Source organism: Pseudomonas sp. DR 5-09 (assembly GCF_001655595.1).
GTDB lineage: Bacteria > Pseudomonadota > Gammaproteobacteria > Pseudomonadales > Pseudomonadaceae > Aquipseudomonas > Aquipseudomonas pharyngis.
The window spans coordinates 4,173,149-4,188,126 of record NZ_CP011566.1 but is presented as its reverse complement, the minus strand read 5'-3'; the positions used below and the strand labels follow the sequence as shown (position 1 = coordinate 4,188,126).

13 protein-coding genes are annotated in these 14,978 nt (G+C 61.8%); 5 read left to right on the top strand and 8 right to left on the bottom strand.

Annotation, left to right across the window (positions count from 1 at the left end; translation table 11 throughout):
* Positions 1-134: 134 nt before the first annotated feature.
* From PDR5_RS18785 to PDR5_RS18770, 4 genes are all read right to left on the bottom strand, one after another.
* A complete protein-coding gene (locus PDR5_RS18785) occupies positions 135-2,840 on the bottom strand; it encodes a TonB-dependent receptor (RefSeq protein WP_064597917.1) in 2,706 nt (901 codons plus the stop codon).
* 207 nt (positions 2,841-3,047) lie between these two features.
* Positions 3,048-3,449, bottom strand: coding sequence for an ExbD/TolR family protein (locus tag PDR5_RS18780; protein ID WP_011335072.1), 402 nt, complete (start codon positions 3,447-3,449; stop codon positions 3,048-3,050).
* A complete protein-coding gene (locus PDR5_RS18775; protein WP_039770206.1) occupies positions 3,449-4,153 on the bottom strand; it encodes a MotA/TolQ/ExbB proton channel family protein in 705 nt (234 codons plus the stop codon). The genes PDR5_RS18780 and PDR5_RS18775 overlap by 1 nt, the downstream gene beginning before the upstream one ends.
* Before the next feature lie 49 nt (positions 4,154-4,202).
* The gene (locus tag PDR5_RS18770) at positions 4,203-5,021 is read right to left on the bottom strand and encodes a TonB family protein (protein ID WP_064597914.1); all 819 of its coding nucleotides are present in this window, start codon (positions 5,019-5,021) and stop codon (positions 4,203-4,205) included.
* Positions 5,022-6,111: 1,090 nt separating this feature from the next.
* Between PDR5_RS18770 and PDR5_RS18765 the strand changes: the two genes are divergently transcribed.
* Positions 6,112-6,735, top strand: a complete 624-nt coding sequence (locus PDR5_RS18765; protein WP_011335069.1) for a glutathione S-transferase N-terminal domain-containing protein — start codon at positions 6,112-6,114, stop codon at positions 6,733-6,735.
* Here PDR5_RS18765 and PDR5_RS18760 read toward each other — a convergent pair whose 3' ends face one another.
* Positions 6,736-7,176, bottom strand: coding sequence for a CBS domain-containing protein (locus tag PDR5_RS18760; RefSeq protein WP_011335068.1), 441 nt, complete (start codon positions 7,174-7,176; stop codon positions 6,736-6,738).
* Positions 7,177-7,365: 189 nt separating this feature from the next.
* On the opposite strand from PDR5_RS18760, the gene PDR5_RS18755 reads away from it, so the two are divergent.
* Complete coding sequence (locus tag PDR5_RS18755) at positions 7,366-9,726, top strand: DNA polymerase II (protein WP_172829493.1); 2,361 nt, start codon at positions 7,366-7,368, stop codon at positions 9,724-9,726.
* Here the strand turns inward: PDR5_RS18755 and PDR5_RS18750 are convergent.
* The 3 genes from PDR5_RS18750 to PDR5_RS18740 all read right to left on the bottom strand — a co-directional run bounded on the left by PDR5_RS18750 (position 9,691) and on the right by PDR5_RS18740 (position 12,251).
* Positions 9,691-10,161 (bottom strand): DUF1810 domain-containing protein, encoded by a 471-nt coding sequence (locus PDR5_RS18750; RefSeq protein ID WP_064597910.1) that lies wholly within the window; start codon positions 10,159-10,161, stop codon positions 9,691-9,693. The two genes, PDR5_RS18755 and PDR5_RS18750, sit on opposite strands and share 36 nt — an antisense overlap.
* Before the next feature lie 29 nt (positions 10,162-10,190).
* Positions 10,191-11,012 (bottom strand): aldo/keto reductase, encoded by an 822-nt coding sequence (locus tag PDR5_RS18745; protein ID WP_064597908.1) that lies wholly within the window; start codon positions 11,010-11,012, stop codon positions 10,191-10,193.
* Between the two features lie 90 nt (positions 11,013-11,102).
* Complete coding sequence (locus PDR5_RS18740; protein ID WP_064597907.1) at positions 11,103-12,251, bottom strand: aldose epimerase family protein; 1,149 nt, start codon at positions 12,249-12,251, stop codon at positions 11,103-11,105.
* A 247-nt stretch (positions 12,252-12,498) separates the two neighbouring features.
* Here PDR5_RS18740 and PDR5_RS18735 point away from each other — a divergent pair, with 247 nt between their 5' ends.
* The 3 genes from PDR5_RS18735 (at position 12,499) to PDR5_RS18725 (ending at position 14,906) form a co-directional block, all read left to right on the top strand.
* The gene (locus tag PDR5_RS18735) at positions 12,499-13,248 is read left to right on the top strand and encodes a hypothetical protein (RefSeq protein WP_039767696.1); all 750 of its coding nucleotides are present in this window, start codon (positions 12,499-12,501) and stop codon (positions 13,246-13,248) included.
* 96 nt (positions 13,249-13,344) lie between these two features.
* Positions 13,345-14,130, top strand: a complete 786-nt coding sequence (locus PDR5_RS18730) for a sulfite exporter TauE/SafE family protein (RefSeq protein WP_039767649.1) — start codon at positions 13,345-13,347, stop codon at positions 14,128-14,130.
* A gap of 209 nt (positions 14,131-14,339) precedes the next feature.
* A complete protein-coding gene (locus tag PDR5_RS18725) occupies positions 14,340-14,906 on the top strand; it encodes a DUF4174 domain-containing protein (RefSeq protein WP_064597905.1) in 567 nt (188 codons plus the stop codon).
* Positions 14,907-14,978: the final 72 nt, after the last annotated feature.

Genomic DNA, 14,978 nt, shown 5'->3' with positions numbered 1-14,978 from the left:
CCTGAATGGAAACGGACTCCCTGTGGGAGCGAGCCTGCTCGCGATGGCGTCTTGTCAGTCAACACATCCTTCGCTGACACACCGCATTCGCGAGCAGGCTCGCTCCCACAAGGTGAGATGTGTTCTGTTTCCGGTTAGAAGTGGTACGTCATGCGCGCAAACAGCGTGCGGCCCAGCGGATCGGTGTAGCGCGGGTCATAACCGCTCTGGAAGTTGTAGGCCTGGTTGGAGAACGGCGGATCGCGGTCGAACAGGTTCTTCACCCCGGCATCGACGTCCAGCACCTTGTCGAAGGTGTAGCCGGCCGACAGGTCCCACACCGAATACGACGCGACCCGCGCGTTGGTCTCGCGGTCGTAGTCGTTGTAGCCGGTAGTGAAGCGGTTGGTCAGTGCCGCACGGGCCGCGCCGAAGGTCCAGGAACCGGTCAGGTTGTGTTTCCAGCGGGCGATCACACCATCACCCCGGAAGTCGCCGACCTTGTCGGTGAAGGGGCCCTTGATGGTGCTCTGGAAGTCGTACTCGTCGACATAGGTGCCTTGCAGGCCCAGACCGAACTGACCGTACGGCGTGTTCGGGAAGCGATAGTCCAGCGACACATCGACGCCGTTGGTTTCGACGATGCCCAAGTTGGCGTTGCCGGTGACGATGTAGTTGAGCGTGCCGTCGGCGTTGCGCACGAAGCGGTCAGGGTAGCTGCCGGCCTGATCGAACACGGTGGATTCCGGAAACGGCTGGATCTGGTTGGAGATGTGAATCCACCAGAAATCCAGGCCCACGGACAGGTTGCTGACCGGCTGATAGACAAAGCCCAGCGTCACGTTGCGCGCCTTCTCCGGGGCCAGGTCTTCGTTGCCGCCGATCTGGTTGAGGAACTGCTGACCGCAATCGCGCCCGCCGTTGCCGCCCGGTTGCACCACGCCGCCGGTACACAGTACCGGGTCGTTGTAGTAGCCCTGGGTGTAGGTGATGCTGCGCGGCGAATACAGCTCATACAGCGACGGCGCGCGGAAGCCTTCGCTGTAGGCGCCGCGCACCACCAGCTCCTTGAGCGGCTGATAACGGAACGAGTATTTCGGGTTGGTGGTGCTGCCGAAGTCGCTGTATTTGTCGTGACGCACGGCGGCGGACAATTCCAGGCTGTCGAGCACCGGCACGTTGATTTCCGCGTAGGCGGCTTTCACGCTGCGGTCGCCCTCGACGCTGCCGGCCGGGTCGATGCCCAGGCTCTGGATGTCGCCGGCAAAGGCTTCGTAGTCTTGGTGGAATTTCTCTTTGCGGTACTCGCCGCCCAGGGCCAGGCCGGACGGACCGGCACCGAACCAGTCACCGATTTCGCGGCTGATTCGCCCGTCGAAACCGGCGACCCGACCGACCGCCGTGGAATAGGCGCCGTGGTACGCGGCCTGATCGATGTACTGCTGACCGGCGCTGCTCTGCGGGCCGAACGGGTTGAGCAGACCGCTGGCCAGACCGTCGATCATCGCCTGATCGCTGACGTAGCCGCTGGTGACGCTGGAGACGATCTTGTTCTGGTTGTACGAGGCGCCGACGTTGTAGTCCCAGCCGCCGACCAGACCGTCGAAGCTCAGCAAAAAGCGTTGGCTGGTGTTCTGGTCTTTCGATTCACGCGGGCCGGCGGCGGTTTCGCGCCAGTTCACGTCCACCGGTTGCGTCGGGTCGAGGGCAAAATCGGTGGGCGCCGGGGTGATGCCATTGCCGGGGTAATAGGGCGAGGACGAATCCAGGCTCAGGCCGGTCAATGGCGCCGGGCCGACGGCGGTGGCGTTGTTGTTGCGCGACCAGAAGTATTCGAGGTTGACGTTGTGGTCGTCGGCCAGTTTGCCGGTGGTCTTGCCGAAGAACGACGTCTTCTCGGTCTGCGGCACCAGGTCGATGAATTCCCGGGTGCTGAAGCGGCAGAGGCCGTCGCGGGCCACCAGGTTGGGGCCGTTGCAATTGCTGTTGGCCAGCGGGTTGGTGGCATTGCCGTTCTGGCTGTAGTTGCCGGGGAACGCGGTGCCGGAGGTCTGGTCCAGGCCCCGGCCGGGCACGTAGTCACGGGCGAAGGAGCGATCGTTGGCGTCGAGGTTCTGCTGCTTGTTGTAGTTGAACACGCCGAGCACGTTGAAGCGGTCCTGCTCCAGGTCGCCGTAGCCCCAGCTTGCGCTCATGTCCTTGGTCGCACCGCCGCCGCTGTGGGTCGGGGTTTCGCCGCCGAGGGTGAGCTGGCCGTCGGTCATGGATTTCTTGGTGATGAAGTTGATCACGCCGCCGATGGCGTCGGTGCCGTACAGGGCCGAGGCGCCGTCGCGCAGCACTTCCACGCGCTCGATCGCGGCAAACGGGATCATGTTCAGATCCACCGCGCCGCCGGCCGAGTTGGTGCCCGACAGGGCGTTGTTGGCCAGTCGGCGACCGTTGAGCAGCACCAGCGTCTTGTTCGCGCCGATGCCGCGCATGTCGGCGAACGAGGCGCCGCCGGTGGCCGCGCCGACCGAGCCTGCGCTGTTGTTGATCGACTGGCTGCCGGTGATGCGCTGCACCAGTTCGGCGGTGGTGGTCACGCCCTGTTTGCGCAGTTCATCGGCCTTGAGCACGGTGATCGGCACCGCCGTTTCCGCGTCGACCCGACGGATCGCCGAACCGGTCACTTCGACCCGTTGCAGTTGCGTGGTCGGCGCGACCACCGCCGCGGCGGCCGGGACGCTGTTGTCGTCCTCGGCGGCCTGAACCCCGGCGCCCATCCCCATGGCCACCAGGTACAACGGAACGAAACGGTGGCGGGAAATCGTCGCCACCAAGGGTTTGAGCGTGAAGCGTGGAGTGTTCATCAGCATGGTTGTTTCCGACTTTGTTAGACGTTTATCGAAATGGCCTTGTGAGCCCTCTTTGCACGGAGCACGGTGGTGCCGCGCCGCGAAAACCACTTTCTTCAAGCAAGCCGATCCCCTCCGAAGACGCGCTGCGTTTTTCGGTCGGCCGATTGCGACGGGATTCAACGAACGGTGCCGGGCGCGTCCCTCACTGCGCGCCCGGCACCGCCGTCAGCGGGTGGTCATCACCGATATTTTGGTGATGCCCGAGCGCTCGATGGACGCCATGGCTTTGGCGACCTGGCCGTAATTCACGGCGGAGTCGGCCTGCAGCTGCACGCGCACGTCAGCATCCTTGGCCTTGACCTCCTTGAGGCTGGCCTCCAGTGATTCCGGCGCCAGCTCGGTCTTGGCCAGGAAGAACTTGCCGTCCTGATCGACGCTGACCACCACCGGATCCTTCTTTTCGGCGGGAGCGACGGCGTCGGTTTTTGGCAGGTTGACCTTGATCGCGTTGGTCATCAGCGGCGCGGTGACGATGAACACCACCAGCAGCACGAGCATCACGTCCACCAGCGGCGTGACGTTCATTTCGCTGAGCACTTCATCGCTGTCTTGAGTGGAAAAGGACATCAGCTGGCCTCCCGCACGGCGGCCGTGGTTTTGGCGATGGCCTGGCGGCTGATGGAGAAAGCGCTGCGCGAGGCGAGGGCGTCGAAGTCGTGGGCGAAGTCATCCATATCCGCCGATGCCAGCTTCAGACGCCGCAGAAAGAAGTTGTAAATCAGCACCGCCGGTACCGCGACGGCAATCCCCACACCGGTGGCGATCAGCGCGTGGCCGATCGGCCCGGCCACGGTTTCCAGGCTGGCCGAACCGCTGGCGCCGATGCTTTGCAGGGCTTCCATGATTCCCCACACGGTGCCGAACAGACCAATGAACGGCGCGGTGCTGCCGATACTGGCGAGGATCGCCTGGCCGTTTTCCAGCGAGCGACGTTCCTTCTGGATCTGCTGGCGCAGGTTGCGTTCCAGGCGGTCGGCGCGGTTGATGGTGTGCGCCAGTTGCTGGGTGGTGCGAGGGGATTCTTCCACCAGCAAGGCTTCGAAACCGCTGCTGGCGATCCGCGCCAGGGAGCCCGGATACTGGCTGGCGTGTTCGGCAGCGGTGAGCAGGTCCGGCGCGCCCCAGAAGGCTTTGCTGAACTGCTTGTTCTGGGTTTTCTGGCGCAGGTATTGCGCCGACTTGACCAGCAGGATCGCCCAACTGACCACGGAAAACAGCACCAGCCCCCAGAGCACGCCGGGGACAATCATCGAAGACAGGGAATCGTTCATGGCTACACCTCGCTTGCGTTAATCGGTTGTGAGTTCGGTTGTTGTGCCGTCATTGCGGCAATTTGAAATCGATGGTCTGGGTGGCGAAGCCGTCGATCGGTGTGTCGCCGCGCTTGGCCGGGATGAACTTCCAGGCCTTCACCGCCGCGACCGCCGCGTCATCCAGTTGCGGCTTGCCGCTGGACTTGGTCACCGTCACCGAACCGGCGCGACCGTTGGCCAGCACCTGAATCCGCAGCACCACGCTGCCTTCCCAGTTGCGCCGCAGGGCCAGCGACGGGTATTCCGGCGGCGGGTTGCCGAGGCTGGCGAGGCCGGAAATCGCCGCCGACTCTTTCACCGGGCCCGGTGCCGCAGCAGGTGCCGGAGGCGCGCTCGGGGTGGCCGGGGCGGCAGGCGCAGCCGGTTGCGCAGGGGCGGGAGGCGCTTTCGGCGGTTCGGCCTTTTTCACCGGTTTGGGTTTCTCGACCGGTTTCGGTTTTTCGATCGGCTTGGGTTTCTCCACCGGTTTGGGCGGCGGCTTGACCGCGTCCTCGTCTTCCACCGGCTGTTCCGGTTCGGGAGGGGGCGGCGGGGGTGGAGGCGGCTCCGGTGTCGGTGGGGCCGGAGGTGTCGGGCTGGTCAGCTCGACGGTCATTTCCGGAATTTCCGGTGGCGTGGGCAGCGGCTCGGCCCGCGCCTGCTGGAAAAACCACCAGGCGCCGCCGTGTATCAACGCCGACACCGCCACCAGCAACAGCATCTGCTGTTTGTTCAGGCCGCCGGGCTGCGAAGTGTTGGCCTTAAACACGGGCCGGCCCGCAACCGACGGGAGCGGCGCTTCCCGCAAGGGCCCCGGCGGACTTCTGTGCTTTACCGCATCGTTCATTAAAGCTCCCTCGGGTGGATGAAGGGCAATAAGGTGCCGTTCGAACAACAGGGCGTTGTTCGAGTGAGTGGTCGCAACTTTCATACAGGTGTGCAGAAGCCGATAGTTGAACTATCTATTGAACAGGGCTTGTGCAGCTTATTGCTTCAGTAATGTCGACTTCGATGGTTCATTGATCCGGTCCGTGGCTGTTCTTTTATAAGTGAGTGTGCAATTGAGTGGCGAACATCATTCGTGCCCTCATGGTTGATGCAATAGCAACCGCTGTGCCAAAGAGTGACCAAATGTGTATCGGTTATTTCATGGGTGATACGTATGTCGCATTTATATAAGTTTCATTAAACAGGCCGGTTTTCCTGGGCGCATGACGTCCCGATGGCCCTGTTTGCAGGGCTTTTTTCAGGGCGAGACAGCTCTGGCGCGGTATCGCGCTGTTCAGCGAGATAGAGCGGCTGTTCTCGTGTCGGCCAGGGCGCGTGATGGTGCGTGGCGGACTGATTTGGTGCGGGTCAGGGTTTTAGCGGGTCACAGGCGATGTTCCTTGTTCTTGTTTAAGTAAAGTCGGTCGTTCCGCATGAACGATGTAATGACTGGAAGTGCAGTTTTGGTGCGCTTCGAGCATCAACTCCGAACAGCAAAAGTTGTACGGGTGTGCTGTCTGAAAGTTATTGTCGAACAATCTGTTCTGGCATTCATTAATGCAGCGCGCACGCAATGACTGCTTGCGTGCTATTTAAAAAATAAATAGTGAAGGTGTTCAGGTAATAAAAGGAATGCACGGACTGTTCGGCGGGCGAACGCGGCGCAGGTAAACGGGCACGGAGAGAAGAGGGTGGCGCAGCAGATGAAGATTCACGCGGTGAACTCCTTGTTGCCAGCTCGGATACGCGAACTTTTGGTTCGGTATCGCACCTTACAAGAACGCGGATAGCGTTCGCTGATTGCTCTTGGTGCGGGATGGGCACCGCCAGCGCTGTTTTGCGAGATCAGGGATTCGCAAGCTGCCGATGAATGCGCAATCCGTGCCAAATTCGATACAACGGCTATAAATAGGGCCAGGCGGGATGCCTTTCGCAGTGGAGGAGGGGATATGTATCAGCTCTACGGACACCGCAACTCAGGAGCAGCGGCCATCGAGGCGGCGCTCGAGCTGTGCCAGGTGGCTTACCGCTTCATCGATATCGAGGCCAGTGCGGAAGCGGCGCAGGAGCTGGCGCGGCTCAATCCGCTCAAACAGATCCCGACCCTGCAACTGCCGGACGGCAGTGTCATCACCGAAAGTGCGGCGATCCTGATTCATCTGGGGCAAAGCTTTGCGCAATCCGGCCTGCTGCCGGCCAACGGCGCTGACCGCGATCAGGCGATTCGGGGCCTGGTGTACATCGTCAGCAATTGTTATGCGGCCATCGGGATCATTGATTACCCGGAACGCTGGCTGGTGATGCCGGACGAGGCCTCGCGACAGAATCTGATGGCGGGTGCGCGGGAACGACTGCACTGGAGCTGGGAGGTGTTTGCCGATCAGTTCTCGGCCGAGCTGTACCTGGACGATGAAACACCGGGCGCACTGGATGTGCTGGCGGCAGTGGTCACGCGCTGGGCCGGTGCCCGCGAACACCTGCGCCAGGCCCGACCCGGTTTCCATGCGTGGCTGCAGCGCATCGACCGTCACCCGGTGCTGGCGCCGGTCTTTGCGCGGCATTGGCCCGGCTGATCACTCCCCGCGAATGTACTGCTCCAGCTGCTTGATCAGTTCGGCCTGTTCGGCAATCGCTTCCTTGACCAGGTCGCCGATCGACAGCAGGCCGATCAGCTTGCCGTTCTCCACCACCGGCAAGTGACGCAGGCGTTTGTCGGACATGATGCCAAGGCAAGTGTCGACGGTCTGATGGGTGTCCACCGTGATCACGTTCGCCACCATGATGTCGCGCACCGGCGTGCCCACCGAGGAGCGTCCGTGCAGCACCAGTTTGCGTGCGTAATCGCGCTCGCTGATGATGCCCACCACGTTGTCGTCTTCCACCACGAGCAAGGCGCCGACGTTCTTCTCGGCCATTTTCATCAGCGCTTCGAGCACCATGTGATCGGGTTTGATCTGGTGCACTTCCTGATTTTTCGGATCTTTGAGCTTGAGCAGCTGGGCGACGGTTTTCATGGCGGTTACTCAGGTGTTGTCGTTGTTCTCCAAGCATCGTAGACGCAGGCGCGCAGGGCAAGGCCGCAAAACGGCAGATAACACGCAAAAAACGTCATTTGACCGGGTTTTTCATGGCGAGGCCTTTGTCACGGGTGGCGGCAATGCCGCGTAGAATGCCCGTCTGAATCAATTCCTGAGGTTGCAGTGGTGGATTTACAGCAGGGCTTCGTCCTGACCCGGCATTGGCGCGACACCCCGGCCGGCACCGAAGTCGAGTTCTGGCTGGCGACCGACGCCGGGCCGCGCCGTGTGCGCCTGCCGCATCAGCCGTCGGTGGCGTTCATCCCGGCGGCGCAGCGCGAGCAGGCCGAGCGGGTATTGGCGGACGAAAAGAGCGTGGAGCTGCGCCCCTTGGCCCTGCAGGATTTCGAGCATCGCCCGGTGCTCGGGCTGTATTGCCAGCAGCATGGTCAGTTGATGCGCCTCGAAACCGCGCTCAACCGGCACAGTGTCGATGTCTTCGAAGCCGACGTGCGACCGCCCGAGCGCTACCTGATGGAGCGTTTCATCACCGCGCCCGTCTGGTTCAGCGGCACGCCCGATGCCGACGGCGTGTTGCTCGACGCCCACCTCAAACCTTCACCTGACTATCGCCCGCAACTGCGGCTGGTCTCGCTGGACATCGAAACCACCGAGCAGGGCGAGTTGTACTCCATCGCCCTGGAAGGCTGCGGCGAGCGCCAGGTATACATGCTCGGCGCACCGAACGGCGATGACAGCCTTGTCGACTTCGATCTCGAGTACTGCGAGTCGCGGACCCTGATCCTCAAGAAGCTCAACGACTGGTTCGCCCGCCACGACCCCGACGCGATCATCGGCTGGAACCTCGTGCAGTTCGACCTGCGCATCCTCCACGAACACGCCCGGCGCCTCGGCGTGCCGCTCAAGCTCGGGCGTGGCGGCGAGGAAATGCAGTGGCGCGAACACGGCAGCCGCAATCACTACTTCGCTGCAGCGGCAGGAAGGTTGATCATCGACGGCATCGAATCCCTGCGTTCGGCGACCTGGAGCTTTCCCTCGTTCAGCCTGGAAAACGTCGCCCAGACCCTGCTTGGCGAAGGCAAGTCCATCGACAATCCGTACCAGCGCATGGACGAGATCAACCGCATGTTCGCCGAGGACAAACCGGCGCTGGCCAAGTACAACCTCAAGGACTGCGAACTGGTCACGCGGATCTTCGCCAAGACCGAGCTGCTGAAATTTTTGCTGGAGCGAGCCAGCGTCACCGGCCTGCCGGCGGATCGCAGCGGCGGCTCGGTGGCGGCATTCACCCATTTGTACATGCCGCTGATGCACCGCCAGGGTTTTGTGGCGCCGAACCTTGGCACCAATCCACCGCAGGCCAGTCCCGGCGGGTTTGTCATGGACTCGCAACCGGGGCTGTACGAATCGGTGCTGGTGCTCGACTACAAGAGCCTTTATCCGTCGATCATCCGCACCTTTCTGATCGACCCGGTGGGGTTGATCGAAGGCTTGCAGCATCCGGATGACAGCGACTCGGTGCCGGGCTTTCGCGGTGCGCGCTTTTCCCGTACCCGGCATTGCCTGCCGTCCATCGTCGCTCGGGTCGCCGAGGGCCGCGAGACCGCCAAGCGCGAGCACAACGCGCCGCTGTCCCAGGCGCTGAAGATCATCATGAACGCCTTTTACGGCGTGCTCGGTTCCAGCGGTTGCCGGTTTTTCGATACGCGGCTGGCGTCTTCGATCACCCTGCGTGGCCACGAAATCATGCTGCGCACCCGGCAGCTGATCGAAGCCCAGGGCCACGCGGTGATTTATGGCGATACCGACTCGACGTTCGTCTGGCTGCGTCACCCCCATGGTCAGGAAGAGGCGGCAACCATCGGCCGGGCGCTGGTGCAACACGTCAACGACTGGTGGCGCGAGCATGTGCGCGAGCAGTACGGGCTGGAAAGCGCCCTCGAATTGCAGTTCGAGACCCACTACAAGCGCTTCCTGATGCCGACCATCCGTGGCGCCGAGGAGGGCAGCAAAAAGCGCTACGCCGGCCTGGTGACCCGCGCCGACGGCAGCGAAGAAATGGTCTACAAAGGCCTGGAAACCGTGCGCACCGACTGGTCGCTGCTGGCCCGGCAATTCCAGCAGGAGCTGTACGAGCGGATCTTCCAGCGCAAGCCGTATCAGGATTACGTGCGCGAGTACGTGCGCAAGACGTTGGCCGGCGAGTTCGACGAGCGACTGGTCTACCGCAAGCGCCTGCGCCGCACCCTCGACGATTACGAACGCAACGTGCCGCCCCACGTGCGCGCCGCGCGGCTGGCCGATGATTACAACGCGCAACACGGTCGCCCGCGCCAGTATCAGAACGGTGGCTGGATCAGCTACGTCATCACCCTCGCCGGGCCCGAACCGCTGGAAGTTCGCCGCGCGGCCATCGACTACGACCACTACATCACTCGCCAGCTGCAACCGGTGGCGGATGCGATCCTGCCGTTTGTCGACGACGATTTCTCAACCCTGATCGGGGGGCAATTGGGCTTGTTTTGAGTCCAGCAGTTGCAGGGTCCACTCGTCCTGAATGCCGTGGAAGAAACGCTCCAGCGCCTGATGCCAAGGGCTGTCGTCGACAGCGAACTGGGCGAACAGGGTCATTGATGAGTGGAATTTCAAGTCGTCCGGATGGCCGAAAATCTCGGCAATCGAACGCTGCTGCACGTTCAGCACCAACTGCGTGCAGGTCCGCAGCCGGGCGCCGAGCAGATCATGGGCCAGATAGGCCTTGGCCTCACCGGCCGAGCCAATTGCGAACCGCCGCGACATCTCGCTGCCGCCGAGCCCGGCGAACTGTGGGAACACGAACCACATCCAGTGGCTGCGCTTGCGGCCCTCGCCGAGCTCGCGCTGGACCCGTTCGAACACCGGGTCCTGGGCGAGCACGAAGCGTTGCAGGTTGAATGGATCGTCCTGATCAGTGCTTCTCATGGCGAAGCCCTCTGTCAGTCTGCGGTGGCTCAGACCATGGCCAGCCGCTGCTTGCGTTGTGGCGCGTGAAACGCCTGGTCCAGCGCCGCCAGATCCCCGGCCTCGAGTTGCAGCTGCGCCGCCTGTGCATTGAGCTGCACGTGTTCCGGGCGCACGGCCTTGGGAATCGCGATCAGCCCATCCTGACGCAGAATCCACGCCAGCGAAACCTGTGCCGGGGTCACGCCGTGACGAGCGGCAATCTGTTTCAACACCGGCTCGGCGAGCATCGCGCCGCCCTGGCCGATCGGGCAGTACGCCATCAGCGGCATGCGCTGTTGCTGGCACCACGGCAGCAGGTCGAATTCGATGCCGCGCTCTTCCAGGTTGTACAGCACCTGATTGGTCGCGCAGGCCGAACTCGACAGTTCCTCAAGATCGTCGACGTCGAAATTCGACACGCCCCAGCGGCCGATCTTGCCGTCCTCGCGCAGACGCTCGAAAGCCTCGACGGTTTCTTCCAGCGGATACTGGCCGCGCCAATGCAGCAGATAAAGGTCGATGTAATCGGTGTCGAGCCGGCGCAGACTGCGCTCGCAGGCCTGGGGAATGCCTTTGCGGCTGGCGTTGTGCGGGTAGACCTTGCTCACCAGAAACACTTGATCGCGCAGGCCGGCAATGGCTTCGCCGACGACGGTTTCGGCACCGCCTTCACCGTACATTTCCGCAGTGTCGATCAAGGTCATCCCCAGTTCGATGCCACTGCGCAGGGCCGCCACTTCACGCGTGTGCGCCGAGCGGTCTTCGCCCATGCGCCAGGTGCCCTGACCAATCACCGGCACCTGCACGCCAGCCAATTCGAGGGTACGCATTCAAACCTCCTTTCTGAAACGGTCGATACCTTGGGTGGGCAGCAGAATAGCCCACGGGTTCCGTCCGGTTCCAGAAAGGAGGTCAGGTGCTTACTTGGCGGAGAACTTCAACACCACGCTCTGGGTGTAGGTCTGGCCGGGATCGAGCCGGGTGCTCGGGAAGTTCGGCTGATTCGGCGAATCCGGGTAGTGCTGAGTCTCCAGGGTGAACGCGCCCCAGTGCGGATAGACCTTGCCACCCTTGCCCTTGACCGTGCCGTCGAGGAAGTTGCTGGTGTAGAACTGCACGCCTGGTTCGTTGGTGAACAGCTGCAAGTGGCGACCGGATTGCGGGTCACTGACTTCGGCGGCGAGCTTACTGACGTCACCCTTGGTGTCCAGCGCCCAGTTGAAATCGAAACCGCCGTGTTTTTCTTCGGCGAATTTCAACTGCGGATGGTCGGCCTTGATGTGCTGGCCGATGGCGGTCGGTTTGGTGAAGTCCATCGGCGTGCCGGCCACGGGCGCCAGTTCGCCGGTCGGAATCAGCTTGGCGGTGACCGGGGTGTAATGGCTGGCGTGCAGGGTGGCGACTTGCTTGAGGATATCGCCATTGCCGGCGCCGGCAAGGTTGAAGTAGCTGTGGTTGGTCAGGTTGAGCACAGTGGGTTTGTCGGTGCTGGCCTTGTAGTCGATGCGCAGCTCGTTAGAGTCGGTAAGGCGGTAGGTCACCTCGGTGGTGAGGTTGCCGGGGAAACCCATTTCACCATCCGCCGACAGATAGGTCAGGGTCACGCCGACCGAATCCTTGTCTTTGGTTTCCTTCGCCTTCCAGACCTTTTTGTCGAAGCCCTGAGTGCCGCCGTGCAAGGCGTTGGTCTTGTCGTTCTGCGGCACTTGATAGCGCTTGCCGTCGAGTTCGAATGCGCCGTCGGCCAGGCGATTGCCGAAGCGGCCGATGGTTGCGCCGAAGTACGCGGTGCCTTTCTGATAACCCTGCACATCATCGAAACCGAGGACGATGTCGTCGAGCTTGCCGTGCTTGTCCGGCACTTGCAGCGCCTGCAAGGTCGCGCCGTAGGTGATGACCGTGGCTTGCATGCCGTGGCTGTTGCGCAGGATGTATTGCTCGACCGGCGTGCCGTCATTGGTTTTGCCGAAGGCTTTGTGTTCGCTGGTCAGGCCGGCGGCCTGGGCGGAGAGGGTGGCGATCATCAGGGACAGTCCGAGGCCGCAGAGTGAGTGTCGGGATTGAAGCATGGGTTGACCTTCCTTTTTGTTGTTGTTTTGAAAATCTTTAAATAGTCATGCTAATTAATGCTTGAGTGAGGATTTATAGCGGATTAAACGATTAATGCAAAAATAAAGTCGGACTAAATTGATTGAGCCAAGGGCGCCGAAGGTCGGGAATCCACGCCGGCACTGCACTTTTGCGAAATCCCCGGCTCTATCCATGGCCAGGGTGCGGTGACTTCCGCCGCACAGGAACGTGTCCGTCAAAGAATTCATGCCGAGAGTTTTGCACCCCATCGCTGCATTCATTCATCGCCCGTGCTTGCTGCTGGCCTGTCTGTCGACGCTGCTGCTCGGCGGTTGCAGCCATCAGGACGGCAACAATTTCATCACCCAGATGCGCGAAGGCAGGCCTCAGGAATTTCTCCAGACCAGCGTCGATCGCATGGCAACTCTGGCGATGCGTGACAACCTCGACAGCCTCTACCGCTTGATGGGCAAGTTGTATTTGCGTAACCCGGAGGAACTGCGCAAATCCGGTTTTCTCGACATTCGCACGGCGGTCAAGCAGGTGCGACTGGCCATCGAGCAACAGCAACCCTTGCCGACCCTCGGCGGCAAAAAGGATCTGGCAGCGCTGAGCTATGCCATGAGCCCGGAATTCCTCGGCGACCGGGTCGGCGCGTTCATCTATGCGATCGGCAGCATGCTGGTCACCGCCCACGGCAATCGCACCGAGTTCTACATGACCGATGCGATCAACCCGACCTTCGTCAACAACGCCGCGCGCAATATCGAGAAAGCCACTTGGATCCTCGCCCAGCGGCAGAACAAGGATGGCCAGCCGCTGCTGTTTTCCAACGAGATTTCCGAGGAGGGCAGCAACCTGAGTTTCGCCACGGAGTTCGGCAAAGTCGTGGCGCGTCTGGATCTGCTGACCCAGATGCTCGACGAGCGCTACCGGCGCATTGGACTGAATTACGCCCAGAGCCTGCTGTTTTTGAATTTTTTGCCAGTGCAGTGAAATGGCATAACGATAGATCCGATCGATATAGGGCGTTATAAGAAAACTGGTTATGCTGCGGGCCGGATTTTTCCTGTGGTTTGTCTGGACGTCTTAATGGAATTGGCAAATTTCGGCCTGGTGATTGCCGGGCTGGTGGTGGGGTTCATCGTCGGCATGACCGGTGTCGGCGGCGGTTCGTTGATGACGCCGATCCTGCTGTGGTTCGGCATCAATCCGGCCACGGCGGTGGGCACGGATCTGCTGTACGCGGCCATCACCAAATCCAGTGGCGTGCTGGTGCACAGGAAGAACAAGAACATCGACTGGGCCATCACCGGCTGGCTGACCCTGGGCAGTGTTCCGGCGGTGGCGATGACCTTGTGGTTCCTCAGCACCCTGCACACTGCGCCGGATGCGATGAACGCCATCATCAAGCAAGCGCTGGGCTTCGTGCTGTTCGCCACGGCGCTGGCGATTCTGTTCAAGAAACGCCTGCTGGAATTCGCCCACAAACGTGCTGGCGGCAACTACAACCCCAGCGGTGCGCGCCTGAATGGCATGACCGTGATCACCGGTCTGATCCTCGGCACCATGGTTGCCCTGACCTCCATCGGCGCCGGCGCCCTTGGCACCGTCGCACTGTTCATCCTCTATCCGCTGCTGCCGACCCGCCGCCTGGTCGGCACCGAAATCGCCCACGCCGTCCCGCTGACCCTGGTCGCCGGCCTCGGCCACGCGAGCATGGGCAACATGGACTGGGGCGTGCTGGGCTTTCTGTTGGTCGGCTCGCTGCCGGGCATCTGGCTCGGCAGCCACCTGACCGGCCGCGTCTCCGATGAACTGCTGCGCCCGTGCCTGGCGACGATGCTGGTGTTGATCGGTTACAAGCTGGCGTTCTGATCGGCGAGCATCCATGACCCCGAAGGCTCGAGCGTCAGCTGACGCGGCATGAAAGGTAAACAAATGGGCGCAGGGTCGCGCCCAACCGGTTGCGCAAAATCGGTGCTGACCTAAGCTTTGGGCAAGGCGAAACACTTTTGCCGGGCAGCCCCCGGAACAATCGCCGCGATGCGCAATCATTAGAGCGTGGATATCAAAAGGAGATGCGCATGCTCATCAGGTCACTGACCCTGACACTCTTGCTGGCGATTGCCGGCCCCCTGTTCGCCGCCGACGGCGATTCCCCTCTGGACGTCGACAAGGGTATTAACCGCCCATTGATCGTGATCGCTTCCAGCACAGTCGATTCTTATTGGGTCAGCCTGAAAAAAGCGCTGGACGACCCGGCCAACAAACAAGGCATCGCCGACCGCAAGATCAAGGTCTACACCATCCTGAGCATGAGCGGTCAGGTCGATGGCAAAAGCCTCGAGCAGCAGCAAACCATGGCGCTGCTGCGCTCGCTGAAGCTGGGCGCCGGGGCGTATCCGAAAGTCTTCCTGGTGGGCAAGGATGGAGAGACCAAACTGACGGCTTCTGGAGAGGAAGCGGCGGCGGTCGATCTGAAGAAGATCTTCGACACCATTGATGCGTTGCCTGCCGCTGAAAAAGAAGCCACTTCCACCGTGGTCACGGCCCCGGCTGCTGCAGAACCGGCGCCGGCCAAGGGCGCAAAAGGGACCAAGCCGGCGAAACCGACCAAACCGGCCAAGCCGCCGGAAATGCCGGATGATTGATTGAGGCAGGCTCTGAATAAAAATGGCGAACGTTGTAAAGCGTTCGCCATTTTTTTGCCCGCCGGAATGACC